Genomic DNA, 26,637 nt, shown 5'->3' with positions numbered 1-26,637 from the left:
AACAACACATAAGCTTGTGGGAGCGAGCCTGCTCGCGAAGGGGCCGGATCAGACGATCGGGAAACTGTTGAAATCCACACTATTGGCCAAGCGGCTATCGATCAGATCGATAAACCCCTGGGCCTCGGGCCGGTTGAAATGCGCCTGCATCGCCGCTTCCGACTGCCAGCGCGCACTGACGGTCCAGCGGTGGCTGTCCTCGGGGCAGCGGTCGACCAGATAGGAATCGCAGCCCGGGGTTTCGCGCAGAGTGTCGACGATTTTTTGCAACTGCTTGCCCAGTTCCTCCGAACGGCCGGCGGCAGCCTGCACCTGCACGGTGTTGATCACTTCGTTGGACATTGCTCACACTCCTGAATCAGGCCGGACGAATCCTGCTCATTGAGGGATAACGCCTGTGCAGAATAGGCCTGCAAACCTCGAAGACCAATAACCAATCGGCGGTTAAATCCTTAGGCCAATGGCTCAGGCGACCTGCTCGAGGATGTCGCGCAGGCGATCCAGCGCGGTGTCGATGTCCAGGGTTTCGATCGCGCCGAAGCCGAAATACAGGCCGTTTTTCGCCGGCTGCTGGTAGTAGAAACCGTTGATCGCGTACAGCCCGACCTCGACCTTTTTCGCCAGCTCGATCACCAGCGGCAAATCGATCGGCACCTTGCACCATACGGTCATGTGGAAACCGGCACTCGGTGGCACCGCTTCCAGCCACGGCGACAGATCGTCCGCCATGCGCGCCAGAATGCGCTCGCGACGCTGGGCGTAAATGGTGTGACAGCGGCGAATGTGCTTGAGCAGACAACCCTCAGCGATGAACTTGGCCAGCGCCCATTGCGGCAGGGTCGAGGCGTGCAGGTCGGTCAGCTGCTTGGCGCGGATCACCGCTTCGAGGATCGCCGGCGGCAGGATCGCATACCCCAGGCGCAGTTCCGGCAGCAGGGTTTTCGAGAAGGTGCCGACGTACGCGACGATGCCGCGCTGGTCGAGGCTGAACAGCGAATCGGTCGGCCGGCCTTCGTAGCGGAACTCGCTGTCGTAGTCGTCTTCGATGATGATTGCGCCCAGCTCATGGGCGCGGGCCAGCAGGGCTTCGCGGCGCGCATGGCTCATCGGCATGCCCAGCGGGAACTGGTGCGATGGCGTGACATAAATGAGGCGCGTGCCATCGGGAATGTGCTCGACCTGCATGCCTTCGGCATCCACCGGAACACCGACCACTTCGGCGCCATGGGTGCCGAACAGCAGGCGAGCCGGCGGGTAACCGGGATCTTCCATCGCCACGATGCTGCCGGGGCGAGTGAGCGCGCGGCTGATCAGGTCCAGCGCCTGTTGCGCGCCGTTGCACACGACGATGTCCTCGTCCTGACAATTGACCCCACGGGAAAACGCGATGTGTCGGGCAATCGCGTTGCGCAGCGCCGGCAGGCCTTCGGGCAGGCTGTAAAAACCCTTGGACTGGGCCATCTGGCGCATCGCGTGGGACACGCAGCGGCGCCAGTCATCGTGAGGGAACTGGCCCTTGCTGGTGGCGCCGCCGATGAAGTCGTAACGCAGCGAACCTTCCAGCGTTGGATGGCGCAAGAGCACCGGCAGATTGCACCAGCTCTCGATCACCTCGGCGCTGGCCAGTTCACTGTGGCTCTGTTTGCGCTGGACCTGCGCCGGGCGGGCGTTGACGTAGGTGCCTTTGCCGATCACCCCGGTGAGGAAGTTTTCGTAGGTCAGCTGCGCGTAGGTGTCGGAAATGGTCTTGCGCGAGATGCCCAGTTGCTCGGCGAGCAGGCGGCTGGGCGGCAGTTGCGTGCCCGCCGCCAGCCGCCCGGATTCGATCGCCCCGCGCAGTTGCTGATACAACTGACCGGCGAGGTCCTTGCGGCCGTTGATTACGACATGAAGTTCCATACGACGGGGCTCCGGGGGCGGTGAATGAAGTGTCGGCCAGATTACTGCTATTGGCGGACTGGCAATAGTTGCCTACCGCAAATATCCGGAATTGGTCTAAATCCCCTGTAGGAGTGAGCCTGCTCGCGAAAGCGTTTCACCTGATCGTTCCCACGCTCCGCGTGGTAACGCCTCCCGTGACGCTCTGCGTCACAGTGGACGCAGAGCGTCCATGGCTGCATTCCCACGCGGAGCGTGGGAACGATCATGACCAAAGCCGTGCCTCCCGGATCGTTCCCACGCTCTGCGTGGTAACGCAGCCCGGGACGCTCCGCGGCCCCTCCAGAGCCGAACGCAGAGCGTCCATGGCTGTATTCCCACGCGGAGCGTGGGAACGATCAGATGGCGTAGATTCGTCGTGATAAGTGGTGTAGCGATAAATCGAAATATTGGGGCTGTAACCCGCGCCCGTCAGCGCTTACGGTGCTCTCATCATTCCGTCCACCGAGACCTGCCCATGTCCCCGCGCCTGGATTACTACAACGCTTCGCCCAAGGCGATGAAAGCGATGATTGCCATGGAGGCGCTGACCGCCAACCTGAGCATTGAGCAGCCGCTGCTGCAATTGATCCGGATCCGCGCCTCGCAGCTCAACGGCTGTGCGTTCTGCACCGACATGCATTCGGTGGACGCGCGGCGGGCCGGGGAGAGTGATCGGCGTCTGTATGCGATTGCGGTGTGGCGCGACAGCAACTTCTTCAACCCACGCGAGCGCGCTGCGCTGGCTTGGGCAGAGGCGGTGACGCTGTTGGCGGACAGCCGCGTACCGGATGACGTTTATCAGCAGGCGCGCGAGCAGTTTACCGAAGGAGAACTGGTCGACCTGACCATGGCGGTGACCACCATCAACAGCTGGAATCGCCTCGCCGTCAGCTTCCGCCAAGTCCCTAGCGACTAGGGCACCGCTGATCGTTCCCACGCTCCCGCGTGGGAATGCCTCAACGGACGCTCTGCGTTCGGCTCTGGAGGGACGCGGAGCGTCCCGGGCTGCATTCCCACGCAGAGCGTGGGAACGATCCGGGAGGCACGGCTTTGGTCATGATCGTTCCCACGCTCCGGCGTGGGAATGCCGCCACGGACGCTCCGCGTTCGGCTCTGGAGGGGACGCAGAGCGTCCCGGGCTGCATTCCCACGCAGAGCGTGGGAACGATCCGGGAGGCACGGATTTGGTCATGATCGTTCCCACGCACCGGCGTGGGAATGCCTCAACGGACGCTCTGCGTTCGGCTCTGGAGGGACGCGGAGCGTCCCGGGCTGCATTCCCACGCAGAGCGTGGGAACGATCCGGGAGGCACGGCTTTGGTCATGATCGTTCCCACGCTCCGGCGTGGGAATGCCGCCACGGACGCTCCGCGTTCGGCTCTGGAGGGGACGCGGAGCGTCCCGGGTTGCGTTCCCACGCAGAGCGTGGGAACGATCAGTGGGGCACGGCTTTGGTCATGATCGTTCCCACGCTCCCGCGTGGGAATGCCTCAACGGACGCTCTGCGTTCGGCTCTGGAGGGGACGCGGAGCGTCCCGGGCTGCATTCCCACGTAGAGCGTGGGAACGATCAGTGGGGCACGGTTTTGGTCATGATCGTTCCCACGCTCCGGCGTGGGAATGCCGCCACGGACGCTCTGCGTTCGGCTCTGGAGGGACGCGGAGCGTCCCGGGCTGCATTCCCACGCAGAGCGTGGGAACGATCCGGGGGCACGGCTTTGGTCATGATCGTTCCCACGCACCGGCGTGGGAACGATCATTGGGTGAGGGTGGGTTTATTGTGGTGGGCGTTGCGGTTTGACCGAGGTGCCGAAGGTGTTGCCCATTCGCGTGCTGGTCGCGGCTGGTGTCGCCAGGCCAACCTGGTTCGGCGGTCGCTTGCTAACCGGTACATTCAGCGCTTCCAGATTCTTCTGCGCCGCCGCTGCGCCTTCGGGGTTGTTGCCCATTTGCTGGCTCAGGCAATCGAAATTCGGCGCCTTGTAACCGCCGACCGTCACTTCCACGCAACCCAACGGTTCCTCGGCATAAGCGCTAGATGCGGCGGTCAGCAACAGCCCGCCGAGGGTGATTCGCCACGATGTTTTCATGCTCGCCTCCTGGCCGGCCCCTGCGGCCGCGCGATGCCTTGAGTCTAGTGCAAGCCCGGCGTAAATCCCGTGATGGTTTTTTTGCACCGGCCGTCACACCAGATTCATAAACAGCCCTCAGGATGACGATTTTCAAGGATTCGTCAGCCGTGCAGCGAGGCACTTCCCGAGGCGGTTTTCAGCGTTCAACGATTCTTGTGCGCCGGATCTGTCTGGGGTGGTTGCTTGGCTGCGCGGCGAGCCCGGTCGGCGCGCAACCGCCGCCCGCGGACATGCGCATGACCCTGCACATTCCTGCACAGGATCTCGCGCATGCGCTGGACCAATACAGCCTCGCCACCGGTGTCGCGGTGCTGGTCGATAGTCAGTTGAGTCGCGGCCGCCGCTCGTTGGCGGTGGACGGTGAATTCACCGCCGCCGATGCCTTGCGTCGGCTGCTCGGCGGCAGTGGCTTGATGGCGCGGTATGCCCGCGCCGACGCGTTCACCCTGCAAGTGGCGCAGGTCGAAGACGTGCCGGCGCCGCCGCAAAAGCAGTCAGCGGAAAGCATCGCCGTCAGCCGCAGTTACGCCACGGCGGTGCAGGCAGCAGTCGAACGCAATCTGTGTCGCTCGCCGCTGACCCGGCCGGGCAGTTACCGCGCGCTGTTGCAGGTCTGGGTCGGGCGCGACGGCGTGGTGCAACACAACCGGTTGGTCACTTCGACCGGCGATGTACGGCGCGACAACGCGCTGGTGGAAAGCTTTCGCCAATTCAGGATCGACCGGCCGACGCCCAGTGCCTTGCGTCAGCCGGTCACGTTGCTGTTGTTACCGGAGTCGTCAGGGAAACGCATGGAATGCACCACATGGGAAGGAGTTTCCGGGGGATGAAAGACACCGGACAAGGGTCGCTGGCGCAACTGTTTCTGACGTCCTACGAGGATTTCCGCGGACGTCTGCGCCGCCGTCTCGGCTCGGAGGACCTGGCCAACGACGTGCTGCACGAAACCTGGCTGCGCGTCGACCGCATGGAGACGCCGCCGAACGTCCTGCGGCCCAATGCCTACCTCTATCGCATGGCCCTGAACATCGCCGCCGACCGACGTCAGGCCGACGCGCGCCTGCTCACCGGCGAGGAAGTCGAAGAGCTGCTGCAGATCGGCGACGAATCGCTCGATCCGTCGCGGGTGGTCGGCGGGCAAAAGGAAATCCAGTCACTGCTCAGCGCCCTGTATGAACTGCCCGCGCGGCGTCGGCGGATCTTCATCGCCGCACGCCTGGAAGAGGCGCCGCACCTGGAAATCTCCCAGCGTTTCGGCATCTCCACGCGCATGGTCGAGAAGGAAATCAAAGCCGCGTTGGGCTACTGCGCGGCGAAACTGGAAAGAAAAGTGTTTCAGCGGTTCGGTCGCGGGGCCGGAAAACCGTCTTCTGAATAGAGCCCGATCAATTCGTTGAGAATCTGCGCGTTTGAACATCTTTCGACTGACCCCTGCCGAACCCTCGGTGGCCGACAACCTGCACAGCGAAGCCCACGACTGGCTGATCCTGCTGACCTCCGGCCGCGCCACTGTCGCCGACGCCCGCGCCCTGCGCGAATGGTGCGCACAGAGCGCCGAACATGCGCAGGCGTTCGAGCAGGCCAAAGTGTTGTGGCACAACCTGCAACCCGCCGCGCAAGGCGTGCAGGCACCGCGCGGTTTCGGTCGACGCGCCTTCCTCGGCGGCGCCATCGCCGCGTCCGCCGCTTTCCTGCTGGTGCGCGGCACCATCCCCGGCGGCTTCGAAGGGCTCGGCGCCGATTACATCACCGAAGTCGGCCAGCAACGCCGCGTCGAACCGGCGCAAGGCGTGAGCCTGGAACTCAACACCCAGACCCGCATCAATCAGCGCACGGTTGCCGAAGGCGTGCAGGGTTTCGAACTGGTCAGCGGCGAAGTCGAAGTACAAACCGCACGTTTGCCGCTGGCGATGCAGGCCGGAGGCGGGTGGTTACGCGCCAGTCAGGCCCGCTTCAACCTGCGCAACACCGACCAGCAAGTCTGCGTAACCTGCCTCGACGGCGCGGTCGAAGTTGACGTAGACGGCCGCAGCCTGCGCCTCGAACCCGGCCAGCAAGTGACCTACGACGCGCGACAAGTCGGCAGCGTCCAAACCGTCGACACCGCCGCCGTGATGAACTGGCGCCAACAAGTCCTGGTCTTCAACGGCGCCACCCTCAGCCAGATGATCGACGAAATCAACCGCTACCGCCCCGGCATGCTCCTGCTGCTCAACCGCGACCTCGGCCAACGCCGCGTCCAGGCCCGCTTCAACCTCGACCAACTCGCCGGCGTCGCCCTACTGATCCGCGACGCCTACGGCATCAAATGCACCGAACTCCCGGGCGGCGTAGTCGTCCTCAGCTAGCCATCCCACCCACACCCCAATCCCACTGTAAGAGCGAGCCTGCTCGCGAAAGCTATCTACAGCCAACCCACGTCCCACTGCCCAACCCCAATCCCTGTGGGAGCTGGCTCGCCAGCGATAGCGCCCGCCCAGCCAACCAATCCCAAACTGACCCAACCCAATCCAATTGTAGGAGTGAGCCTGCTCGCGATAGCGATCCACCAGCCAACCCCACTCCCACTGCCCAAACCACAATCCCTGTGGGAGCTGGCTCGCCAGCGATAACGCCCTCAAACCCAACCAATCCCAAACTGACTCCACCCGATCCAATTGTAGGAGTGAGCCTGCTCGCGATAGCTATCCATCAGCCAACCCAACTCCCACTGCCCAAACCCAATCCCTGTGGGAGCTGGCTTGCCAGCGATAGCGCCCGCACAGCCAACCAGTCCCAAACTGACCCAACCCAATCCAATTGTAGGAGTGAGCCTGCTCGCGATAGCGCCACACCATCCAACCTCTCCATCAACTGACCCACCGCAATCGCGAGCAGGCTCACTCCTACAAAAAAGCATCACTGCAACGGCCCAATCACCTGCCGATAAACCTCCACCCCCTGCGGCGTCCCCGGACTCAACCGAATCTCCAACCCCAGCGGATCCTCCCGCCGATTCCCACTCAACTGCCGCCAGCCCTTGTCCACCTCCCAAACCCGCACCTGTAAATCCCGCACATCCACCAACACCGCCACCCCAGCCCCCGGCGCCGGCAGCGGATACCGACTGCGCGCCTCAGCCACCGCCCGATACAACGTGTCGCCCTTCAACCACCAGCGCACCCGCTGCAACGCCCCTGGCTGATCCGCCGCCGTGCGAATCACATCCAGCCGAAACCCCTTGCTATCGCTACTGCGCACCGTAATCGCAGGCGGCGCGGTCGGCGGCTCATCATCCACGCCAACCTTGCGCGGCTCAGTCAACTCAACCCCCGCACGCATATCCACATCGCGCTGCAACTGATTCAACACCCGCAACAACCCGTCGCTCTGCTCACTGCTGGCCTGCAAATGCCGATCCGCCCGCGTCACACTGTCCAGCCCACGCCAGGCAATCAGACTGACCACCGCCATCAACAAAATCGCGACCATCACCTCGATCAGCGTAAACCCCTGTTGAGCCCTCATTGCAGACTGATCCGACCCGAGCCATCGCGCAGCACACTCAACCGATTCAAGCCATCGGAGAGCGTCACCTGCAACGGCGGATTGATCCACTCAGCATTCAGCACAACCCGCTGCTTCGGCTCCACACGCACCTCGACCTTCGGACTCTGCCAGGCACGCGGGCGCAACTGCGCGTCATCCTTGAAATGCTCAAACCCGCGACCACTGTCATTACGCCGACTAAACCGAAACCCCTTCGCATCACTCACCCAGACAATCGGCCGCCCATCCGCACGCGCCTCCGCCTGCGCCACCTGCAGCAACTGCGCCACGCGCTCGGCATCCTTGCGCAGCAACTGCAAAGGATCAGGCTTGATACTCAAACTGATCGCCGCACTGGCAATGCCGATGATCACCAGCACCACCATCAACTCGATCAGCGTAAAACCCCGTTGCTTGCCCGCGTCCATCGATCGCACGCTCCTTCGCGTCCCGCCATGTCCCGAACAGCCAAGATGCACCGCCAACATGTAAGGCGTGTGAAATAAAACGGAGAGAATTGCCGCGTAGGCTGGCAACAGGGACAAAAAGGAGATTCACCCCATGAGACTCACCACACGCTTTTCCCCACCGCAAATCGCCCAGGCCCTCGCGCTGCTCGCCGCACTGGTCGGCGTCGCGACATGGTCGTCGCTGCTGCTGACCAGCGCCGAATCGCACACACCGGCAGCGGCGCCACAATTGTTGGCGGCAAGGAGTGATAGCCCGGCGTTGCAATGGTTCTCCAACCAGACCGCGCCGGTGGATATCAAGGTGAGCGGGGTAATGGCGGGGAGTCGCGGGGCGGTGGCGATATTGAGTTTGAATGATGGACCGCCCAGGAGCTTTTTGGCGGGGGAGAGGGTTGGGATAGGGGTGAAGTTGGTGGCGGTTGAGGGGGATGGGGTGGTGGTGGAGCAAGGGGGGAGAGGGTGCGGTTGGGGGTGGAGAGGTTGGGGAGGGGGTAGTTTTGCCTAGGTTGGTGAGGCCGTGATTTTAGACTGGAATGGATCTGTATCGAGTCTTATTAAGAAATCATGTTCTTGCTTAACGCGCTCTATTTGTCTTTATGTAGGCAACGCGGCCCTTGATCAGGGTTTAATATCGATGATAGACGTATCATTGAGCAGGATTTTCAATCCTTAAGAAGTGTAATGCCCGGGTTAGACGCTTACTAAGCCGCAAGCTCGCCTCTCCATTTGTACATTTTCGAATTTATGGTCGAGCTTATGGTTCATTGTGGATGGCATTCGGCCATAAAAGTGCTTGTAACAGTTTTGGCTCCCTGCTAGGTTCAAACCAGGCAGGGAATTGTCAGGCGGGAAGCCGGTGTTACGCCCTCTGATATGTGACCAGAAAAATACCTATGTCGGAAGAGGGAAGGTTGTATGGAGGGGGTTCATGATCCAATTAGGCATTTAAAATATCTTCGTCAGTCTTTGTCGCAAGATAATGAATCTATTGGCTTTTTTTTATCTGCGGGATGTCCTTTGTCGGTAACCATGCCAGAGGGCCAGTGGCCATTGATTCCTGATGTGGCGAATCTTACAAAATTCATCAATGCGCAGCTAACCACGGACGTGAAATACGGAACTCTTTTGTCTGAGTTGGTCAAGGCAGAGCGAAACCCAGAAAACATAGAAGATACTTTAAGCTTTTTGAGAAGTTTGTTGGCTGTGTCAAAAGGAGGGCAGGTTAGAGGGTTAAGTGAGGCTAGTCTTCTAGAGCTTGAAAAGATAATCTGCAAAATAATTGTCAAAAAAATTGATGTGCTACTTCCACCTCAAGAAACTCCATATCACCAACTTTGCAAATGGATTCGTTCGATAGATAGAAAAACTCCTATCGAAATTTTTACTACGAATTACGATTTGCTTATGGAACAATCGCTTGAGGACCTAGAGGTTGAGTATTTTGATGGGTTCGTGGGTGCTCGCAGGTCTTTTTTTGACTTGAGAGCTCTGGAAGATAATTTAATACCCGTTCACTGGACTAGGCTTTGGAAGATTCATGGGTCTATCAATTGGTACAAGGAAGAAATTCATGGTCAAAAGAAAGTATATCGGTCTTCTGAAATAAAGGAGGATGCTTCCCATCTTATCTATCCTTCGCATTTAAAGTATGAAGAAAGCAGGAAGATGCCTTATCTTGCCCTCATAGATCAGCTTAATAGATTTATTCGTAAAAAATCTTCATTGCTCATAATGTCAGGCTACTCCTTTAATGATGGACATCTAAATGATTCAATAATCAACGCTCTCAAAGCTAATCCTACTGCGATGGTGCTAGCGCTGATGTATGGGGATTTTGAAGATCAGCTTCCGGAAGGTGTCGTGAGAGAAAGGTATCCTGAGGCTTATCGATTAGCAAAAAATCAGCATAACCTCAATATTTGGACATTCAACAAAGCCATTATTGGCACTACTCCGGGGCGATGGTCTCTATCTCCTGAATACGACGATGCTGACACGGACCTCAGAGCATTCATTTCGTCTTCTAAGATTGATGACACGTCAGACAGGAAAGAGAACGTTATTAAGCTAGGCGACTTTGCTGTCTTTGCGAGCTTTTTGAAAAGGATAATTGGCTCAACGGTAGGAGGAGCTAATGGCTAGTAAAGAAACCTATTTGGGAGATGTCCAAGATGTAAACGGGACAGCCGTTAGTATCTCACTATCCAAAAAGTCATTGACAGGCTTTATTTATATCGATGGTCAAGGTTATAGGGTTGGACAGATCGGTAGTTTCGTGAGAATACCTATTGGGTTTTCTGATTTGTTTGGAATTGTCAGTCAAGTAGGCGCGAGCGCCGTACCGGAAAATAAAGCTAGCATTGACGATCAAGGTAATAGATGGATGAGAATCCAGCTCGTTGGTGAGGGCCAAAGGAATGGTACATTTCAGAGGGGGCTATCACAATATCCTACTGTTGGGGATGAAGTTCACTTAGTATCAGAAAAGGAGCTAAAAACAATTTATGGTCGTCCAGATCGGCCCTATTTCGTAAAATTAGGTCATATCTCAAACGCAGAGTCTATACCGGCTCTGATTGATATTAATAAGCTTGTCACTCGACATTCAGCAATCGTTGGTACAACAGGGTCTGGTAAGTCAACAACGGTGGCGAGCATTATGAACGCGTTATCCGACAATGAAAAATATCCGTCCTCAAGGATTATTATGCTTGACCTGCACGGGGAGTATGGTTCTGCCCTTACAGGGAAAGCTGATATTTTCAAAATCAACGCTTTTAAATCTTCCAAGCTTGCAGAAAACGAACTAAGAATTCCATTTTGGGCGCTAAATTTTGATGAGCTTTGCGAAGTTAGCTTTGGCGAGTTCAGCAATGAAAAAGAAAAGAACGTAGTTATGGAGCGAGTCCATAAGCTAAAGGCTGAGTCAATTGTTAAATATCCGAGAGCTGGTGCATCACTTGATTCGGTTAGCGTAGATTCTCCAATTCCTTTTAGTATCCACCACCTGTGGTATGACCTTTTATTGAAACATTTGCGACTTACTACAAAGGTCGTCCAGGAAAGCCTATGGACAATCTCGCCTTTGAACTTGACTCTAAGGGCAATGAACTGAGAGGGAATCCTTCTGCTGGGATACCTCCAATATTCAAAAATATCGTTACCGAAGCCAATGAAGAGAAAATTAATTATCTGCCGGGGTCGTTGAATATCGGAAAGAACGTCTTGTTACTAGGGACGAAGCTTCGGATACCTAGATATGACTTTATATTCCGCCCGGGTGATTGGATGCCGGAAGCCGATGGCGCCGTAGCAACCGACCTAGATAAATTGCTTGAGAGGTGGATTGGCGGCAAGTCTACTTCTATTCTGGACTTGTCTGGAGTTCCTCCCGATATATTGCAAACTACCATAGGTGCAGTGCTAAGGATTCTATATGAAGCTCTGTTTTGGGCAAGAAACTTGTCTCAAGGTGGCAGGCATCGTCCTTTATTAATTGTTATGGAAGAAGCTCACATATATCTTAATGATAGCTTCAAAGGTATGGCTTCTAAAATTGTGCAGCGGATAGTGAAGGAGGGACGAAAATATGGTATCGGGGCGATGATAGTGAGCCAGCGCCCGTCTGAAATAGACCCAACAATTCTATCTCAGTGCGGAACATTTTTTTCTCTTAGATTGACTAACTCGACAGATCGAGCTCACATTACCTCTGCACTTTCAGATAATTTGGACGGGCTAACTAGTATGCTTCCAATTTTAAGAACAGGTGAAGCAATTATCTTGGGTGAGGCGGTAAAACTTCCTATGAGAACGTCTATTTTACCTCCTCCGAAAAATAGACGACCGGATAGCCAAGATCCTATAGTTTATGATGAGCTTCCTATGAGTGAATCGCTTTCTCCCGGCGGGTGGGGAATAAAAATGGAGGATAATCCAAACTATGAAGAACTAGTTGAGACATGGCGAGCGCAGAATCCTCGAATTGATAAGGTTAAACCCTAGGAGTAATCATGGAGCGAAATCCGGTAACGTCATCCAACATAGAGTCAGTTGGCTTTGATGAAGATAGTGAAACTTTAGAGATAGAATTCAAAAATGGTACGCTTTACCAATACTTTGATGTGCCACAAAGCGTTTTTGATGGTTTGGTAAATGCCGATTCAGTTGGAGGTTATTTGGCTGAAAATATTAAAGGTGTGTATAGGTATTCTAGAGTTTGAGTGCGGCTACTATTGCGATATGGAGGGAGGTTTATTTAGCTATTCAGGGATGCGGGACGTAATGAAGCTTCGATAAACACCAACGTTTAAAAAGACATCTCAAAACACCCTCCCAGGCTACACCTCCTTGCGCCTTTGCCTACAGCTACGCCAGAATCCGCCGGCTTGTGCGCTTTGGGGGCGGGTTCTATCGTGGTCCGGTCGCTGACGAATCAGCGATCGGGTTTCGCAGCCCGGTTAATCAAGGCGCACAGCGCTCCAGATCGTTGCCATTAAAAATTTGGTAACGGTGCTTTATGGCGGCTGTGCGCGGGATACCTTCGGGTATGCCGGGTTCCTTGATTCCCGGTCTGCGAACCTGCGTACAGCTGCCACCTCCATTCGTTTCGCAGCGAAATGTGGCGGCTCCAATAATCAGGGAGCTTCACCATGATCAAACCAACACCCAACCCACCCGAATCCAACCCCACATCCCCCTACGAATCCACCCACTCCAAAAAACTCCACGAAGCCGCCGACCGTGCGCTCGACCATTACCTCTGTCCGCCCGGTTCCACGCCGCCGCCGCGTAAACACCGTGGGATGTATGCGGTAACTGCGGACAACAAAAACGAAGAGCTGCTGATCGATGCCAGTGAAACGCTCGCTTCGGCCCAGACTCTCGCGCAGAACGTTGCCAGTCTGTTGCCGGCGTCGCAGCGGCGGGCGTTGTTGGGGATTTCTCAGTTGATCATGCTCGGGGAGTTGGCGGTGAATCGGGCTTTGGATAATTTGCAGTTGCCGGAGTGATGGGGAGTAGGGCGGGCAGCAGTGGCACATGGGCTGTCTCTGTTGCCTGACCGGCCGCTATCGCCAGCAGGCTGGCTCCCACAGGGTTTTGTGTTGGTCGCGGATATTGTGTTCGGGGCTGGGACCTGTGGGAGTGGGGCGGTTACTTTTCTGCGCCAACTTTACTGGGTTATTGAGGCGCTTCAGGGCATTCGCGGGTCCAGCGCGTCACGTTCATGTCGTTGAGTTGTTCGCCAATGGTATCGACGCGCAGGCATGTGCCTTTCTTTGAGCTAATGCAGTAACCCGCGTACCCATAAGCGATGGACCTTGAGCGGCGAAGGCCGACCATAATTCGACAAACGCCAAAAGTCATCTCTAATCCAACCGGACTATCGAGGCGCGACAAACACTGCATCATCCAGCCATTCACCCCATTGCGAGGTCATCATGAACATTGATTTCACCGGACGTAAGGTTTTGGTTTCGGGCTCCACCAGCGGCATCGGTTTTGCGACGGCCAAGGGCTTTTTGCAAGCGGGGGCGCAGGTGGTGATCAACGGTCGCAGCCAGGAAAGCGTCGACGGCGCTTTGCAACGGCTGGGCGAACTGGCCGCCAAGGCCATCGGTTTTGCCGGTGATCTGGGCAGCGAGGCTGGCGTGGACAAACTGGTCGCGGAGCACAGTGCTTTCGACGTCGTCATCAACAATCTGGGCGTGTTCAATCCGCAGGATTTCTTCGAGATACCGGACAGCGAGTGGCAACGTTTTTTCGACGTCAACGTCATGTCCGGCGTGCGCCTGTCACGCGCTTATGCGCAGGGCATGGTGCAGCGCAAGTGGGGGCGGATCGTGTTTATCTCGTCGGAGTCGGCGGTGAATATTCCGGCTGACATGATCCATTACGGCTTCAGCAAAACCGCGCAACTCGCTGTGTCGCGCGGCCTTGCCAAGCGTCTGGCGGGCACCGGGGTGACGGTGAATGCCGTGCTGCCGGGGCCGACCCTGTCTGAAGGCGTGGCGCAAATGCTCAGTTCCACCGTCGAAAGCAGCGGCGAGAGCCTGGAGAAGGTCGCCGCCGATTTCGTCAACGCACACCGCAGCTCCTCGATCATCCAGCGTGCCGCCAGCGTTGAGGAAGTCGCCAACATGATCATCTACGTCAGCTCCGAACAGGCGTCCGCTACCACCGGGGCAGCGTTGCGCGTCGACGGCGGGGTGATCGACAGCATCGTCTGAGATTTATTCTGCTGACGGCGCGTCAATCGGCACGATGGCCGCCGTCAGCACCGAGGGAGGTTTTGGGCGGGAAGGGGTATTTGCCTAAGGCCCCATCCCGTGAGTAGAATGCGATTCATTATCAATCATGTATTCGCCGGGATTCCGATGCGCAGCGACGAAACACTAGGCACTGCTGATCTAGGGCTGCTCTATCGCACCCACCATTCGTGGTTACAGGGCTGGTTGATCCGGCGCACTGGATGTCGCGATAACGCTGCCGATCTGGCGCAGGACACCTTCGTCCGTCTGCTCAAATCCCGTCAATCCAGTCCCTTGCGCGAACCGCGCGCCTATTTGAGCAGCATCGCCCGTGGGCTGATGATTGATCAGTATCGTCGTCGCGAACTTGAACGCGCTTACCTCGAAAGCGTCATGTTGCTGCCGCCACACGAGGTGCCCTCGGAAGAGAGCCGGCTGGAGATTCTGGATGCGCTCGAACGCATAGACCGCATGCTCGGTACGCTTAAACCAAGAGTCCGACAGGCGTTCTTGTTTGCCCGACTCGACGGTCTGACCTGCGCACAAATAGCCGAAAAACTCGGTGTTTCCCGCGCCACGGTGGAGCGCGACCTGGCCACGGCCCTGCAACATTGCTATCGCTTGCGTTATGTCGAGGCCTGAGCCGCAGGCGCTCGATCCGGCCATTGTCGAGCAGGCGATCCAATGGCAGGTGCGCCTGCGTTTTAATCAAGCCGATGAACAGACACAGCGCAGTTTTGAGCACTGGCTGCAGCAGCGCCCGGAGCATGGCTTGGCGTGGCAGCGTGTGGAAACCCTTGGCGATGACTTCGCAGGCGTGCCCGCGCAACTGGCGCGACAAACCCTGGATGGCAGCCGGCAGGGAATGCGCCGGCGCGAAAGCCTGAAGCTGCTGGGCATTTTGGCGACTGTTGGCACGGCAGCCTGGCTCGGCCGGGACTACACGCCGGTCCCCGCCATGCTTGCGCAGCAACGCAGCAGCACCGGCGAGCGACGCCGCTTTCAGCTCGATGATGGCAGCCTGGTCCAGCTCAATAGCGATAGCGCCGTCGACAGCGAGTTCGATGCCCAGCGACGCCTGATCATTCTGCGACGCGGTGAAATCATTGTGAATGTCGGCGCGGACCCGCACTCGCATCAGGTGCGACCGTTCTGGGTGCAATCACGCGACGGCCTCATGCAGGCCCACAGTTCGCGCTTTCTGGTGCGCGAGCGTGACGATGGCACGCTGGTCGCGGCTCAGGAAGGGGCCGTCACGTTGTTCCCCGGCGCGAGTCAAACGCCGGCAAGCCGCAGCGTGCAGGCGGGCGATCAGTTGCTGTTCACAGCCAGTGGCGTGCGAACGTTCAGCGACCAGGGCCTTGATCCATGGAGCTGGGGTGACGGGGTGATCAGTGCGCGCAATATGCGCCTCGGTGATTTCATCGCGGAGTTGTCGCGTTATCGCCCGGGGGTGTTGCGCTGCGCCGACGAGGTCGCGGACCGTCGCGTTTCCGGGACCTTCCAGCTTGCCGACAACGATCAGGTCCTGGCGTTGATCGCGCAATCACTGCATTTGCACGTCGATTATCGAACCCGGTATTGGGTGACCGTGACCGCTGCCAGCTGAATTCTGCATAATTTCTTACTGCGTGAAAAATAATGAGGTGGTTTCTCATTCTCGTTCGACCTCTTTGGAAGGCCGGAATACAGGCCAGTCTGTCGATGTCCTTTCTTGGAGCGAGAAAATGAGTTCGTCCCCGGTTTCACAGCGCCATCCATTGAATCGCGCCTTGCACGCGGCGATTTTGGGTTTGATCGTCAGCAGCTACGCATTGCCGTCGCTGGCGCAAACCTCGAGCGCTGACCAAAGCAATCAAGTCAAACCGTGGAACATCGCTGCGGGCCCGCTGGCGCCGGCGCTTGATCGCTTTGCGCGCGAGGCCGGCATCAGCCTTTCATTCGATGCGTCGAGTGTCGCGAACCGCACCACGGCTGGCGTGAATGGCACGCTCGATACATCGGCAGCGCTGGCCTCGTTGCTGCAGGGCAGCGGATTGCAAACCGAACAGCAAGGCCCGAATGCCTACCAGTTGGTCCCTCAGGCAAAGCCCGCCGGCCCGCTGGAGCTCGACGCAACGGACGTCGAGGACTACCGCCTTGCACCTCTCATCATCAATGCCAAGGTTCGGGTCAGCGCCGACGACGACACCAACTCGGTGGTCGCCAAGGAACTCTGGGTGGGCGGCAAGGTGGCGACCAGCATTCTCAACACACCGGCGTCGGTGTCGGTGGTGACCAACAAGGAAATGCAGCAACGCAGCGTCAGCACCACCGAAGAGGCGCTGCAATACACGCCGGGTGTGGTCAGTGACTTCTATGGCACGGATGACCGCAACGACTACTTTCAGATCCGCGGCTTCCAGGCCACCACCTACCGTGACGGCTTAACCCTGAGTTCGATGCGCGGCGTACGCGAAGACCCATTCGCCTATGAGCGCATCGAGATTCTGCGTGGCGCCAACTCCACGCTGTTTGGCCCCGCAGACCCCGGCGGTTCGGTGAACTTCGTGACCAAACAACCGCGCTTCGAGAAGTTTGGTCAGGGCTATGTGACCTACGGCTCGTTCGACCATGTCGAGACCGGCATCGATGTGGGCGATGCGCTGAACGACGAGAAAACCCTGGCTGGGCGCTTTACTGCCAAAGGCCAGAACAGCGACCGCGAGTACGACCACTCGCAGGACGACAACCAGTTGTTTATGGGTGGCCTGACCTGGGCTCCGACGGATTACACGTCGGCGACGGTGATTCTGGATTACTTGAAAACCGAAAGTTCGCCCAACAGTGGCGGTTACCCGCTGGACAAGGAATACGACCGCAGCAAGTTCTATGGCGAGCCGAGCTACAACTTCCACGATGTCGAGCGCACCAGCCTCAGCGGTAACGTCACCCATGACTTCGACAACGGCTTCGTACTGCGCAGCAATCTGCGTTACAGCAAGTTGACCGATGATTTTGGCTACGTTTACTTAAGCGACAGCGCCGCACGTGTCGGTACGACCGTCGACCGCTATCTGTTTGGCACAGACACCGAGGCGGACCAGTTCAACGGCAATCTGATGCTGCAATACGATGCCCGCTTCGAGAACATCGACAGCAGCAGTCTGGTGGGCGTGGAATATCTGGATTCGACCACCAAGGAAAGCTCTGTCTACGCCCTGACGACCCCGATTGATATTGCCAATCCCGTGTTTACTGGCGTTTCACGCTCGATCGCGCCGTATGCCGTGAACAAGCGAGACGCGACCACCAAGGCGGTGTTCCTTCAGCAGAACCTGTCGTTCTACGAGCGTTTCATCGTCACCGGGGGTGTGCGCAACGATTCGATGGACCTGACCAGCAAAGGCTTGCAGTCGACTGAGAAAGACACCTTCTCCGAAACCTCTTACCGCGGTGCGTTGACTTACATCGTCAACGACGAAGTGTCCACTTATGTGAGCATGGTGGAATCCGTCTCGCCGCCGCAGGTTGGCGTCACACCGCAGACGGGCCGGCAGTACGAAGTGGGCGTGAAGTATGCGCCGATGGGGATGGACGCACTGTTTTCCGCCGCCGTTTATGACCTGACCCAGGAAAACGTCACCATCGCCGTGGTGCTGCCGAGCGGCATCATCGAGCAACAAACGGTGGGCGAGTCGCGGGCCCGTGGTCTCGACCTGGAGGCCAAGGCGCAGGTGACGCAGAACCTCAGCCTGATCGGTGGCTATTCCTATATGGAGTCGGAAGTACTGCGCGGTTCGTTGTACGACGGCAGTTCGCTGAAGGGTAACGAGTTCGCCACGGCACCCAAGCATTCCGCTTCGCTCTGGAGTTATTACGACTTGCCCGGCACGGATGTCAGCGTTGGTTTGGGTGCGCGCTACGTCGGTTCTTATTACTTCGATGCAGCCAACTCCGACAAAAGCGATGGCACCACGCTGTTCGACGCCGCCTTCAACTACAAGATCGCCAAGGGCACCGACCTGGCGGTGAACGTCAGCAACTTGCTGGATGAGCAGCACGTGGTCGGTTCCGGCACAGCGAACTTCTACAACCCGGGTCGCGAGATTACCGCCAAAGTGAGTTACAACTGGTAAGTGGGCGTTTAAGCCTTCTTTGATGTCAGGAAGCGGTGCCCGCTTTATCGCGGGTACCGCCAACCTGGTTACCAATCGGCAAGCGGTGAACGTAGCTTTACGGTCTCGCTACCCCAGGCACATCCATATTGATCTTTCGCCAGAACGCTTCAGAAAAGCTGTAAACCGAGAAAGCAATCAGCCCCAACGCCATCACGATCAAGATCAACCAGCCCGCTGGAAGATTCTGCAGCGCGTCCAGAGCCTCTTTCATACCCGGTGGATCCATCGCTTGATAAGTGGAACCGCTGACGGCCAGCAGCACCGCAATCTCGATAAAAACCACCCCACGGGCGATAAGGCCGAACCTGGAGACGGGACGGACATACCGCATGACATCCTCGTCAGCCTCAAAGTATTTCTCGAACGTCGCCTTCCAGCCCTTGATGATGTGCGCAATACCCACACCCAGCGGAACGAGTGCGATCAGGTACACCAAAAGATTCGAGTGATCCCAGGACAACAAATGCGCCAGCCAGTCCTTGGTCTGCCCACCGGAATCGCCCGAGCTTCTGATGCCGCTGACGAGCAAACCCAGTGCAAAGATCGCTAAAGCGCCGTTGACCATACCGCCCGCCAGCAGACCCGCACGAATGACCAGACCTTTGAGGTCCTTGCCATGATGATCGACATCACGCGTCGCTTGCAGGACGCGCCAAGCTGCAAAGGCAAGCAAGCCTGCTACCACAAGCCCAACCAGGAAATAGCCGAACGGTTGGCTGAGCAGTGCCTCCAGGCTTTTGTGGCTGTCCTTGGGTTTTGTCGAGTCTTGCGCCGCCAGCAGCGCGAAAATACCGATGATCAAATACAGCACGCCACGAGCGGCATAACCGCCTCGAGCAAGTATTACCAAGCTATGTTGCGCGGACATTCGAAGTATTCCAGAGAAGGTATACAAGAGCAGACCCCTCGTGCTGGCCGGGGTTCTACTTGCTGTCTATCAATCTGATTGGCGATGGCGCGCTGCCCTCACCCCAGCCCTCTCCCGGAGGGAGAGGGGGCCGACCGAGGTGTCTTTAGGGGTACATCGACCTGCAAGACCATAGTGATTATGGCTTTTGGTTAACTTCAGCGATTCCTGATTCAACGAACCACGTTCAGCTCGACGCAACCCACGAATATCCCCGAATCGGTTCCCTCTCCAGGGGGAGAGGGCTAGGGTGAGGGGCGGTCCGTCTGCGGCAACAATGTCTCCAGCCTCGCCCCATGACGCTTCAGTTCACCTGCTTCAAACTCAATTCAAATCGCGACCTGACCTCAAATAGGTTTCCGCCCACTCCCGGTAATGGTCCGAAAGTGTGTATCTGGCAAGCAGCTCAGAAAGCGAAAGCTCGCGTCCCTTTGCGCCGCTTTGTTCACACAACGCCCCGTACGTCGCTTCGATGGCGGCCAGATACGGCGCATGCCCATTGACCACAATCCGCACATTGGCAGCACTCAGTCGCTCAACATCGCTCAGCGCCGGATTTGCATAGTTGATCAACATGATCGGCACACTCAGATGGGCAGTGAGTGCGTGCAGATGTTCGAAGTCTTTGACCCCGACGAGGCAAATCGCGTCGGCGCCAGCCTTTTCATACGCCGTGGTGCGTGCGATGGAATCTCCCAGCGTGGTCACGGCCACGTTGGTTCGGGCGATGATGCTGAGGGCGTCATCTGACCGGGCAAACCGCGCGGCGTAAATCTTGCTCGCGGCTTCTTCCCTCTGGATAAGCACAGGCGATTGCTCGGCGTACCTGGCCGGCAGGTGAGTGTCTTCCAGCGTCAGGGCAGCGACACCGGCTTTCTGCAACTCGGTCACGGTGCGCATGACATTCAGCGCGTTTCCGAATCCATGGTCAGCATCCGCGATGATCGGGATCTGGCTGGCCCGGCCGACTCGGGAAACCTGCTCGACATATTCATCCAGTGTGAGCAACGCGATGTCCGGTGCCCCGAGTACCTGAAGCGAGGCGACCGAACCTCCTTGAATGGCCACCTCAAAGCCAAGATCGCCAGCCATGCGAACCGAGATAGGGTCGAATACCGAAGCAGCAAACTTGCAGACGTTTCCTTTGAGTAAATCACCGAACACGTTGCGTAGTTGATGATGTGATCGCTCAGTCATTCTCGGCTCCATCAGATTTCTACCAGTGATGTGCGAGGTCTCATTCGAGTTGAACGAGACCTGGAAGGCGCTACCGGTCATCACCGTTGAAGGCGAGATGACCGGATCCCTTTGCAGATTATTTCTGCGCCAGCAACGCCTTTCTGGTCGCTTTCTCGTGTTTCATGGCGGCGATTTCACGCTCGCACGCCTCGACATCAAACGAGTTGTCCCACTTGGCAATAGCGATGGTGCCGATGCCGTTACCGATCAGGTTGGTCACGGCCCGCGCTTCGTTGAGGAACCGGTCAATGCCCAGCAGCAAGACCAGGCCCACCAGAGGAATGGAGTGAATGGTGGTGAGCGTTGCGGCCAGCGTTACAAAACCTGCGCCTGCCACCCCGGCCGAGCCCTTTGAGGTCAGCAGGAATACGCCCAGCAAGATCATCTGATCCATGAAGGTCAGTGGCGTATTGGTCGCCTGGGCAATGAAGATGGCGGCCATGGTCAGATAGATGCAGGTGCCGTCGGCGTTGAAGGTGTAGCCCGTCGGCAGCACCATGCCGACGACCGATTTTTTGCAGCCAAGTTTTTCCAGTTTCACCATCATGCGTGGCAACACCGCTTCGGTTGAGCAGGTGCCAAGTGTGATGAGAATTTCATCCTTGAAGTAGCGCAGAAACTGCATCAGCGGCATACCCGACCATCTGGCCACCGTACCGAGTACCACGACGATGAAAATCAAGGTGGTGATGTAGAGGGCGACCAACAACTGCCCGAGCGATAGCAGCGTGCCAATCCCGTATTTGCCGATCGTGAATGCCATGCCGGCACCGGCACCCAGTGGCGCCAGACGCATGACCATCGCCACGATCCTGAACAGACCCTGCAGAAACAGATCGATGGTATTGATCAACGGCTTACTGGTTTCGCCCATTTGAACCAGCGCCACACCCATCAATACCGAAAGCAGAATGACCTGCAGCATGACGCCGTTGGAGAACGCGCCGAGGAAGGTGTGAGGGATGATGTTCAGAAAGAACTCAACGGTGCCGCCTTGCTCAGTCGCGGCCTGGCTGTACTTGCTGATCGCATTGGCATCCAGCGCGCTGACGTTGATGTTCATCCCGACGCCAGGCTTGACGATGTTGACCACGATCAGGCCGACGACAAGGGCGATGGTTGAAAGAATCTCGAAGTAGAGCAGCGCTTTCACGCCAATTCGCCCGACCTCTTTGATACTGCCCATCTTCGCGATACCGACCACGACCGTACCGAAAATGATGGGTGCCAAGAGCATTTTGATCAGCTTGATGAAGCCATCGGCAAAGGGTTGGAGCTTGGCGCCGATATCGGGTACGAAGTAACCGATCGCGGCACCGATCACGATGCCGATCAGCACTTGCACATACAGCTGGCTGTACCAGCGGGACTTGGACGTTTCCACGGAAGCACCTCATTTTATTGTTGTGATGGGCGTGTGGTTTGGCGTCTGCGAAAGACGCCTGAGTCTGCGGCCCCTCTTAAAAGAAACCGCAGATCGATCGGGATCAGCCTTCGCCCAGCTCGCGCATGACGGCGTACAAGGCGGATTTGGCTTCGAAGCCCACCCCTGGAATATCCGGCAGGCCGACATAGCCGTTTTCCACCTTGATGCCGTCGGCGAAGCCGCCGAAAGGCTGGAACACGTCGGGATAGGATTCGTTGCCGCCCAGGTGCAGGCCGGCGGCGATGTTCAAGGACATCTGGTGACCACCGTGCGGAACGACGCGGCGCGAAGACCAGCCCATTTCTTCCATCACTTTCAACGTGCGCATGTACTCCACGAGCCCATAGGACAGCGCGCAGTCGAACTGGAGGAAGTCGCGATCCGGGCGCATGCCGCCGTGACGCAGCAAGTTACGCGCGTCCTGATGGGAAAACAGGTTTTCCCCGGTGGCCATGGGCAGTTCATAGTGATTGGCAAGCTCGGCCTGCAGTGCGTAGTCGAGCGGGTCGCCGATCTCCTCGTACCAGAACAGGTTGTACTTCTTGATCGCTTCGGCGTAAGCGATACCGGTCTGCAGATCGAAACGACCGTTGGCATCGACTGCCAGGCGACGACCGTCGCCAACCACTTCGAGTACCGCTTCGATGCGACGGATATCTTCGTCCAGTGGCACCGCACCGATTTTCATTTTGACAACGTCGTAGCCACGATCCAGGTAGCTCTGCATTTCTGCTTTGAGTTTGGTCTGGTCTTTACCTGGGTAGTAGTAGCCACCTGCTGCGTAGACCCAAACTTTGTCATCGGCCACGCCGTTACGGTAACGATCGGCCAGCAGACGATAGAGCGGTTTGCCTTCGATCTTGGCGACGGCATCCCATACCGCCATGTCGATGGTGCCCACCGCGACCGAACGTTCGCCGTGACCGCCAGGCTTTTCGTTGGTCATCAGGGCCTTCCAGATGGCAAACGGATCGAGGTTATTGTTTTCATGGTCGACGAGCGTTTCTGGATCAGCTTCGGTGATGCGCGCCAGGAAGCGATCACGCATCAGAGCGCCTTGACCATACCGACCGTTGGAGTTGAAACCGTAGCCGATGACCGGTTTTCCATCGCGAATCACATCCGTGATAACCGCGACGACCGAGCAGGTCATTTTGGAAAAATCGATATACGCGTTGGCAATCGGGGAGGCAATGGAAACGGTTTTTTCACGGATGTCGACGATACGCATGACGGGTTCCTCTTGTTGTTTGTGGCCCCACGTTATGCTTTGCGATGACACCCGCCCAATGCTATTAATGCCGCGCCCTATGCACAGGAGGCATTGCCCTTGGAACTCGTTTGGCTAGAGGATTTTTCAGCGCTTGCGGAGTACGGCAGCTTTGTTCGTGCCGCTGAAGCGCGCCACGTGACGCAGCCTGCCTTCAGTCGCAGAGTCCGTTCGCTGGAGAACTGGATGGGCGTCGAACTGTTCGTGCGCACCCCGCAGGGCGCGACCTTGACCGAGGCGGGAAGACAGATTTTGCCTAGTGCTCAAGAGGCGGCCAGGCGCCTGTACCGGATGCGCTCCGAGGCGCAGGAAGTGGCCGGGATGGCTGCAAAAACACTGCAATTTGCCGCCACTCATTCTCTGTCATTCACTTTCTTCCCACGATGGTTGAGAAGTGCCGAAAACGGCGCACCGATAGAAGCGGTACGTCTGCATTCGGACAGCATGGCGGTGTGCGAGCAGATGCTGATCCAAGGCCAGGTTCAGTTTCTCCTGTGTCATCGCCACCCCGATGTACCGCCGTTACTAGCCCCTGATCAGTTCATTGGCAAGAAGATCGGCGAGGATGTGCTGGTGCCGCTGGCGAGTCCTTCTGCCCATTTCGGTACCTCCCCTGAAACACTGCCTTATCTGGCCTACACCCACGAATCGGGCCTCGGCCGAATCGTTGCTCATCGACTCCATGGCAAAGAAGATTATCTTCACCTCAAGCCGCTTTTCAGCAGTCATCTAGCGGCGGTTCTGATGTCGATGGCGTTGGAGAGCAAGGGGGTCGCCTGGTTACCCAAGAGTCTGACCGAACAGGAAATGACTGACGGACGGCTGGTGCGGGCGCTGGATGAAAGCTGGGATATCCCTCTGGAAATCCACCTCACGCGCCCGACGGCACCCATCAGCCCTTCAGCGGAAGAATTCTGGGCTCGCGTGGGCGGTTAGCGGGATGGCGCCTGAAGTCAGGCGCTATCCCGTTTCATATCCGCTGTGGAACGACCTAAGGGATCAAGCGCATCTCGCGCAGTTTGTCGAACACGTCGAAAAATGCCTGATCGCTCGCCTGGTAGGCCGTGAAACCCATTGCACGGCTTTTCGACATGTCCGTGACCACTTCGATGGGTCGACCAAGGTCTGCATCGGTATGCCATGGCGATATCAGTCGACCAATGTCAGATTCTTTCAAACCATGTTCGGCAACTATTTGCGTCCATACGGCCTGGTCGTTGGCCATCTGCTCCTCCAGAGGTGAGAGTGCAGCGGGATACTCGGCAGCGGGCACCTCGAAGTATTCGGCAATCCGCCCCCACATCCATTTCCAACGAAACACATCGCCATTGGTGACATTGAATGCCTGATTAGCCGCCGCCGGCGTGGTGGCCGCCCATAGTTGCTGTTTCGCCAACTGCCGGGCATCGGTCATGTCGGTGAGGCTGTCCCACTGCACCCGTGATCCGGGAAACACAAATGGGCGATTGTTTTTTTGCAAATCGAGGCGTAGACGGCGAGGGTGGTGGCCATGTTCATCGCGTTGCCAACGGCTACTCCGGTGACGGTATGCGGGCGGTGAACGCTCCAGGTGAAACCATCCTTTTCGGCGGCGGCGAAGAGCTCGTCTTCCTGGGCGTAATAGAAATTCTCGACATCCAGACGACCCTGCTCTTCGCGAAACGGTGTTTGCGGCAGGCTGCCTTTTCCATACGCTTCGAACGGGCCGAGGTAGTGTTTCAGGCCGGTAACCAGCGCTACGTGCTCAACGCTTTTGGCGGGACGAACGGCGGCGAGGACGTTGCGGACCATGGCGGCATTGACGCGAATATTCTCGGCTTCCGTGGCTTGCCGTGACCATGTGGTGATGAACACATGGGTGGGTTTCAACCCCGCGAGTGCACGTTCCAGCGAAGCCGGATCCTGAAGATCAGCCGCGACCGGGATCACGCCTGACGCTTGCGAGGGGTGGCGCGACAGCGCGGCGACCTGCCACTGGTTATCGATGAGTAACTGCGTGATGGCGCTGCCGACGATACCGCTGGCGCCCACGACCAAAGCTGTCTGAGTCATAGCTTTCTCCTGTATTCAGGTTTCGGAGTACGCCTGAGCAACAGAGGTTCAACCGGAAAATCCGTTAGAGTGTTCCCTCATCCCCGTTGAAGCCCGAGAAAAATGAATCGTCCGCTGTTTGTCGCGCTGGATGGCCCCAAAGGCGTTGGCAAGACCTCGCTGTTGGAGGCCATCACCGAAGTCCTGAGGGCCGACAACCAGAAAGTCATCCGGCTGTGCGAGAAAAAAAGCGACCCTTTCCGGGGCGAGACCATGCACTTGGTGAACCGGCTTGCCCGCCAACCTGACCGGGATCTGGAGCTGCAAGTTTGTGAGCGTCTGGCTGATAGCCGCCGCTGGATTTCCCGGCACGTGCTGACCAGACAGCCCACCGACAGCATTATCCTGATCGATCGCTGGTACCCGTCCGAGGCCGCGTTTCGCCGCACAGTTCCGTTCGCAGAAATCCTGAAACTGAACCTTGATCGCGACGTCCAGGTGCCAGACCTGCATGTCGGCGTGGTCACAGCGGCGGAGATCTCCTGGGCGAGGGCGGCTGCACGACGGCGCGGCTTGAGCAGTACCGTGCTTCGAGGACTGGAGGAACATGTCGCTTGTACTCAGGCGTTTGAACAAGCCGTTGCGGATCAGGGTTGGTTTTTATGCCGGAATGAGGGAACGATCGAGGAGGCGACGAGGCGGGTGGTTGGGGAGATTAATCGGGTGATGAGCGGTCTCTGCACATCGACCTGAATGACCGTGTCGATGATGGATTCAATGCGTCACGCTCGGGTCAGCGCAACTCTCGAATATGCCCGAATCAGTTCCCTCTCCTGAGGGAGAGGGCTAGGGTGAGGGGCTGTCCGTCCGCGACGCTAAAGTCTCCAGCCTGGCCAACGGCGGCGCATCCTGACTGCGATCAAACACCTGAATCCCGACCTTGAGGAGCCGTCCCTTTTCTGCGGTCGCGATCACCTGCTCGCAGCGCAACAACAACCGCCCCTGATCACACTCAACCGCTTTCATGCCTGTCGGCAACCGCCCCTCCAATCGCAACTCCGCCATGCGGCTCTGCGCCGCCACCAGCGCAATCGACCGATCCCGCAGCAGCCCGTTGCTCTGCGTCATCAACCCCGCCACACGCACGGCCGCGGACATCGCCACGGCGATGATCGCCAGCGCCACCAGCACTTCAATCAGGGTGAATCCGGCTTCTCGGGAGCGCGCAGGCATAAAAGGCCCAAAAGCAAAAAACAGCCCTCGACGCTAACCCGCGTCCTTGACGGCTTGACGACGAAAACTCC

General features: G+C 57.8%; 25 protein-coding genes and 2 pseudogenes. 16 read left to right on the top strand and 11 right to left on the bottom strand.

Annotated features, from left to right (window positions below; genetic code table 11):
• Window positions 1-48: 48 nt before the first annotated feature.
• Window positions 49-342, bottom strand: coding sequence for a putative quinol monooxygenase (locus M0746_RS13340; RefSeq protein ID WP_169430672.1), 294 nt, complete (start codon window positions 340-342; stop codon window positions 49-51).
• 123 nt (window positions 343-465) lie between these two features.
• Window positions 466-1,899, bottom strand: coding sequence for a MocR-like pyridoxine biosynthesis transcription factor PdxR (gene pdxR / locus M0746_RS13335; RefSeq protein ID WP_258449508.1), 1,434 nt, complete (start codon window positions 1,897-1,899; stop codon window positions 466-468).
• A gap of 496 nt (window positions 1,900-2,395) precedes the next feature.
• Between pdxR and M0746_RS13330 the strand changes: the two genes are divergently transcribed.
• Window positions 2,396-2,836 (top strand): carboxymuconolactone decarboxylase family protein, encoded by a 441-nt coding sequence (locus tag M0746_RS13330; protein ID WP_258449507.1) that lies wholly within the window; start codon window positions 2,396-2,398, stop codon window positions 2,834-2,836.
• Window positions 2,837-3,694: 858 nt separating this feature from the next.
• Here M0746_RS13330 and M0746_RS13325 read toward each other — a convergent pair.
• On the bottom strand, window positions 3,695-4,009 hold the full coding sequence (locus M0746_RS13325) for a hypothetical protein (RefSeq protein WP_258449506.1): 315 nt from the start codon (window positions 4,007-4,009) through the stop codon (window positions 3,695-3,697).
• Window positions 4,010-4,158: 149 nt separating this feature from the next.
• Between M0746_RS13325 and M0746_RS13320 the strand changes: the two genes are divergently transcribed.
• From M0746_RS13320 to M0746_RS13310, 3 genes are read left to right on the top strand one after another with little or no spacing between them, the layout of a single operon-like run.
• Window positions 4,159-4,881, top strand: coding sequence for a secretin and TonB N-terminal domain-containing protein (locus M0746_RS13320; protein WP_258449505.1), 723 nt, complete (start codon window positions 4,159-4,161; stop codon window positions 4,879-4,881).
• Entirely contained in the window at window positions 4,878-5,429 is a 552-nt protein-coding gene (locus M0746_RS13315) for an RNA polymerase sigma factor (RefSeq protein ID WP_090282961.1), read from the top strand. Before M0746_RS13320 ends, M0746_RS13315 begins: the two co-directional genes overlap by 4 nt.
• 31 nt (window positions 5,430-5,460) lie before the next feature.
• Window positions 5,461-6,399 carry a FecR family protein gene (locus M0746_RS13310; RefSeq protein ID WP_258449504.1) on the top strand — a complete coding sequence of 313 codons (939 nt, stop codon included), beginning with the start codon at window positions 5,461-5,463 and terminating at the stop codon, window positions 6,397-6,399.
• Window positions 6,400-6,949: 550 nt separating this feature from the next.
• Here M0746_RS13310 and M0746_RS13305 read toward each other — a convergent pair.
• Complete coding sequence (locus M0746_RS13305; RefSeq protein WP_258449503.1) at window positions 6,950-7,558, bottom strand: prepilin-type N-terminal cleavage/methylation domain-containing protein; 609 nt, start codon at window positions 7,556-7,558, stop codon at window positions 6,950-6,952.
• Window positions 7,555-8,007 (bottom strand): type II secretion system minor pseudopilin GspH, encoded by a 453-nt coding sequence (gspH, locus tag M0746_RS13300; protein ID WP_208937715.1) that lies wholly within the window; start codon window positions 8,005-8,007, stop codon window positions 7,555-7,557. The genes M0746_RS13305 and gspH overlap by 4 nt, the downstream gene beginning before the upstream one ends.
• 133 nt (window positions 8,008-8,140) lie before the next feature.
• Here gspH and M0746_RS13295 point away from each other — a divergent pair.
• The 10 genes and pseudogenes from M0746_RS13295 (at window position 8,141) to M0746_RS13250 (ending at window position 18,418) form a co-directional block, all read left to right on the top strand.
• Window positions 8,141-8,570 (top strand): annotated as a pseudogene (locus tag M0746_RS13295) (type II secretion system protein N).
• Window positions 8,571-8,964: 394 nt separating this feature from the next.
• A complete protein-coding gene (locus tag M0746_RS13290; protein WP_258449502.1) occupies window positions 8,965-10,191 on the top strand; it encodes an SIR2 family protein in 1,227 nt (408 codons plus the stop codon).
• Window positions 10,184-11,164, top strand: a complete 981-nt coding sequence (locus M0746_RS13285; protein WP_258449501.1) for an ATP-binding protein — start codon at window positions 10,184-10,186, stop codon at window positions 11,162-11,164. The genes M0746_RS13290 and M0746_RS13285 overlap by 8 nt, the downstream gene beginning before the upstream one ends.
• Complete coding sequence (locus tag M0746_RS13280; protein ID WP_258449500.1) at window positions 11,119-12,054, top strand: ATP-binding protein; 936 nt, start codon at window positions 11,119-11,121, stop codon at window positions 12,052-12,054. The genes M0746_RS13285 and M0746_RS13280 overlap by 46 nt, the downstream gene beginning before the upstream one ends.
• An 8-nt stretch (window positions 12,055-12,062) precedes the next feature.
• Window positions 12,063-12,272: a KTSC domain-containing protein gene (locus tag M0746_RS13275; RefSeq protein WP_258449499.1), complete on the top strand. Its 210-nt coding sequence runs from the start codon at window positions 12,063-12,065 to the stop codon at window positions 12,270-12,272.
• Window positions 12,273-12,701: 429 nt separating this feature from the next.
• Complete coding sequence (locus M0746_RS13270; RefSeq protein ID WP_203418357.1) at window positions 12,702-13,061, top strand: DUF6124 family protein; 360 nt, start codon at window positions 12,702-12,704, stop codon at window positions 13,059-13,061.
• Window positions 13,062-13,490: 429 nt separating this feature from the next.
• Complete coding sequence (locus tag M0746_RS13265; protein WP_258449498.1) at window positions 13,491-14,279, top strand: SDR family NAD(P)-dependent oxidoreductase; 789 nt, start codon at window positions 13,491-13,493, stop codon at window positions 14,277-14,279.
• A 147-nt stretch (window positions 14,280-14,426) separates the two neighbouring features.
• Complete coding sequence (locus tag M0746_RS13260; protein WP_258451480.1) at window positions 14,427-14,942, top strand: sigma-70 family RNA polymerase sigma factor; 516 nt, start codon at window positions 14,427-14,429, stop codon at window positions 14,940-14,942.
• Window positions 14,929-15,909 carry a FecR domain-containing protein gene (locus M0746_RS13255; RefSeq protein ID WP_258449497.1) on the top strand — a complete coding sequence of 327 codons (981 nt, stop codon included), beginning with the start codon at window positions 14,929-14,931 and terminating at the stop codon, window positions 15,907-15,909. Before M0746_RS13260 ends, M0746_RS13255 begins: the two co-directional genes overlap by 14 nt.
• 118 nt (window positions 15,910-16,027) lie before the next feature.
• Window positions 16,028-18,418, top strand: coding sequence for a TonB-dependent siderophore receptor (locus tag M0746_RS13250; protein WP_258449496.1), 2,391 nt, complete (start codon window positions 16,028-16,030; stop codon window positions 18,416-18,418).
• A gap of 97 nt (window positions 18,419-18,515) precedes the next feature.
• Here the strand turns inward: M0746_RS13250 and M0746_RS13245 are convergent, their stop codons facing one another.
• From M0746_RS13245 to M0746_RS13230, 4 genes are all read right to left on the bottom strand, one after another.
• A complete protein-coding gene (locus M0746_RS13245; protein ID WP_258449495.1) occupies window positions 18,516-19,328 on the bottom strand; it encodes a DUF1206 domain-containing protein in 813 nt (270 codons plus the stop codon).
• 363 nt (window positions 19,329-19,691) lie between these two features.
• Window positions 19,692-20,564: an isocitrate lyase/PEP mutase family protein gene (locus M0746_RS13240; protein WP_258449494.1), complete on the bottom strand. Its 873-nt coding sequence runs from the start codon at window positions 20,562-20,564 to the stop codon at window positions 19,692-19,694.
• Window positions 20,565-20,682: 118 nt separating this feature from the next.
• Window positions 20,683-21,990 carry a C4-dicarboxylate transporter DctA gene (dctA, locus tag M0746_RS13235; protein ID WP_258449493.1) on the bottom strand — a complete coding sequence of 436 codons (1,308 nt, stop codon included), beginning with the start codon at window positions 21,988-21,990 and terminating at the stop codon, window positions 20,683-20,685.
• 103 nt (window positions 21,991-22,093) lie between these two features.
• On the bottom strand, window positions 22,094-23,263 hold the full coding sequence (locus tag M0746_RS13230) for a mandelate racemase/muconate lactonizing enzyme family protein (RefSeq protein WP_258449492.1): 1,170 nt from the start codon (window positions 23,261-23,263) through the stop codon (window positions 22,094-22,096).
• A gap of 99 nt (window positions 23,264-23,362) precedes the next feature.
• On the opposite strand from M0746_RS13230, the gene M0746_RS13225 reads away from it, so the two are divergent.
• Window positions 23,363-24,238: a LysR family transcriptional regulator gene (locus M0746_RS13225; protein ID WP_258449491.1), complete on the top strand. Its 876-nt coding sequence runs from the start codon at window positions 23,363-23,365 to the stop codon at window positions 24,236-24,238.
• Between the two features lie 55 nt (window positions 24,239-24,293).
• On the opposite strand, the pseudogene M0746_RS13220 reads toward M0746_RS13225, so the two are convergent.
• A pseudogene (locus M0746_RS13220) lies at window positions 24,294-25,354 on the bottom strand (SDR family oxidoreductase).
• Window positions 25,355-25,456: 102 nt separating this feature from the next.
• On the opposite strand from M0746_RS13220, the gene M0746_RS13215 reads away from it, so the two are divergent.
• Window positions 25,457-26,086, top strand: a complete 630-nt coding sequence (locus tag M0746_RS13215; protein WP_258449490.1) for a dTMP kinase — start codon at window positions 25,457-25,459, stop codon at window positions 26,084-26,086.
• A gap of 93 nt (window positions 26,087-26,179) precedes the next feature.
• Here the strand turns inward: M0746_RS13215 and gspI are convergent, their stop codons facing one another.
• Window positions 26,180-26,566, bottom strand: a complete 387-nt coding sequence (gspI, locus tag M0746_RS13210) for a type II secretion system minor pseudopilin GspI (protein WP_258449489.1) — start codon at window positions 26,564-26,566, stop codon at window positions 26,180-26,182.
• Between the last annotated feature and the right edge of the window lie 71 nt (window positions 26,567-26,637).

Source organism: Pseudomonas sp. S11P7, assembly GCF_023195435.1.
GTDB lineage: Bacteria > Pseudomonadota > Gammaproteobacteria > Pseudomonadales > Pseudomonadaceae > Aquipseudomonas > Aquipseudomonas fluorescens_G.
Note: the sequence above shows the minus strand (reverse complement) of the source record. Positions and strands in the feature narration are given on the sequence as shown.

Coding starts and splice junctions, on each gene's coding strand:
- M0746_RS13230 (WP_258449492.1), bottom strand. CDS start 23,263: ATGCGTATCGTCGACATCCGTGAAAAAACCGTTTCCATTGCCTCCCCG.
- gspH (WP_208937715.1), bottom strand. CDS start 8,007: ATGGACGCGGGCAAGCAACGGGGTTTTACGCTGATCGAGTTGATGGTG.
- M0746_RS13260 (WP_258451480.1), top strand. CDS start 14,427: ATGCGCAGCGACGAAACACTAGGCACTGCTGATCTAGGGCTGCTCTAT.
- M0746_RS13325 (WP_258449506.1), bottom strand. CDS start 4,009: ATGAAAACATCGTGGCGAATCACCCTCGGCGGGCTGTTGCTGACCGCC.
- M0746_RS13285 (WP_258449501.1), top strand. CDS start 10,184: ATGGCTAGTAAAGAAACCTATTTGGGAGATGTCCAAGATGTAAACGGG.
- M0746_RS13215 (WP_258449490.1), top strand. CDS start 25,457: ATGAATCGTCCGCTGTTTGTCGCGCTGGATGGCCCCAAAGGCGTTGGC.
- M0746_RS13255 (WP_258449497.1), top strand. CDS start 14,929: ATGTCGAGGCCTGAGCCGCAGGCGCTCGATCCGGCCATTGTCGAGCAG.
- M0746_RS13340 (WP_169430672.1), bottom strand. CDS start 342: ATGTCCAACGAAGTGATCAACACCGTGCAGGTGCAGGCTGCCGCCGGC.
- M0746_RS13280 (WP_258449500.1), top strand. CDS start 11,119: ATGGACAATCTCGCCTTTGAACTTGACTCTAAGGGCAATGAACTGAGA.
- pdxR (WP_258449508.1), bottom strand. CDS start 1,899: ATGGAACTTCATGTCGTAATCAACGGCCGCAAGGACCTCGCCGGTCAG.
- M0746_RS13290 (WP_258449502.1), top strand. CDS start 8,965: ATGGAGGGGGTTCATGATCCAATTAGGCATTTAAAATATCTTCGTCAG.
- M0746_RS13315 (WP_090282961.1), top strand. CDS start 4,878: ATGAAAGACACCGGACAAGGGTCGCTGGCGCAACTGTTTCTGACGTCC.
- M0746_RS13240 (WP_258449494.1), bottom strand. CDS start 20,564: ATGACTGAGCGATCACATCATCAACTACGCAACGTGTTCGGTGATTTA.
- M0746_RS13275 (WP_258449499.1), top strand. CDS start 12,063: ATGGAGCGAAATCCGGTAACGTCATCCAACATAGAGTCAGTTGGCTTT.
- M0746_RS13245 (WP_258449495.1), bottom strand. CDS start 19,328: ATGTCCGCGCAACATAGCTTGGTAATACTTGCTCGAGGCGGTTATGCC.
- M0746_RS13305 (WP_258449503.1), bottom strand. CDS start 7,558: ATGAGGGCTCAACAGGGGTTTACGCTGATCGAGGTGATGGTCGCGATT.
- M0746_RS13270 (WP_203418357.1), top strand. CDS start 12,702: ATGATCAAACCAACACCCAACCCACCCGAATCCAACCCCACATCCCCC.
- M0746_RS13250 (WP_258449496.1), top strand. CDS start 16,028: ATGAGTTCGTCCCCGGTTTCACAGCGCCATCCATTGAATCGCGCCTTG.
- M0746_RS13265 (WP_258449498.1), top strand. CDS start 13,491: ATGAACATTGATTTCACCGGACGTAAGGTTTTGGTTTCGGGCTCCACC.
- M0746_RS13330 (WP_258449507.1), top strand. CDS start 2,396: ATGTCCCCGCGCCTGGATTACTACAACGCTTCGCCCAAGGCGATGAAA.
- gspI (WP_258449489.1), bottom strand. CDS start 26,566: ATGCCTGCGCGCTCCCGAGAAGCCGGATTCACCCTGATTGAAGTGCTG.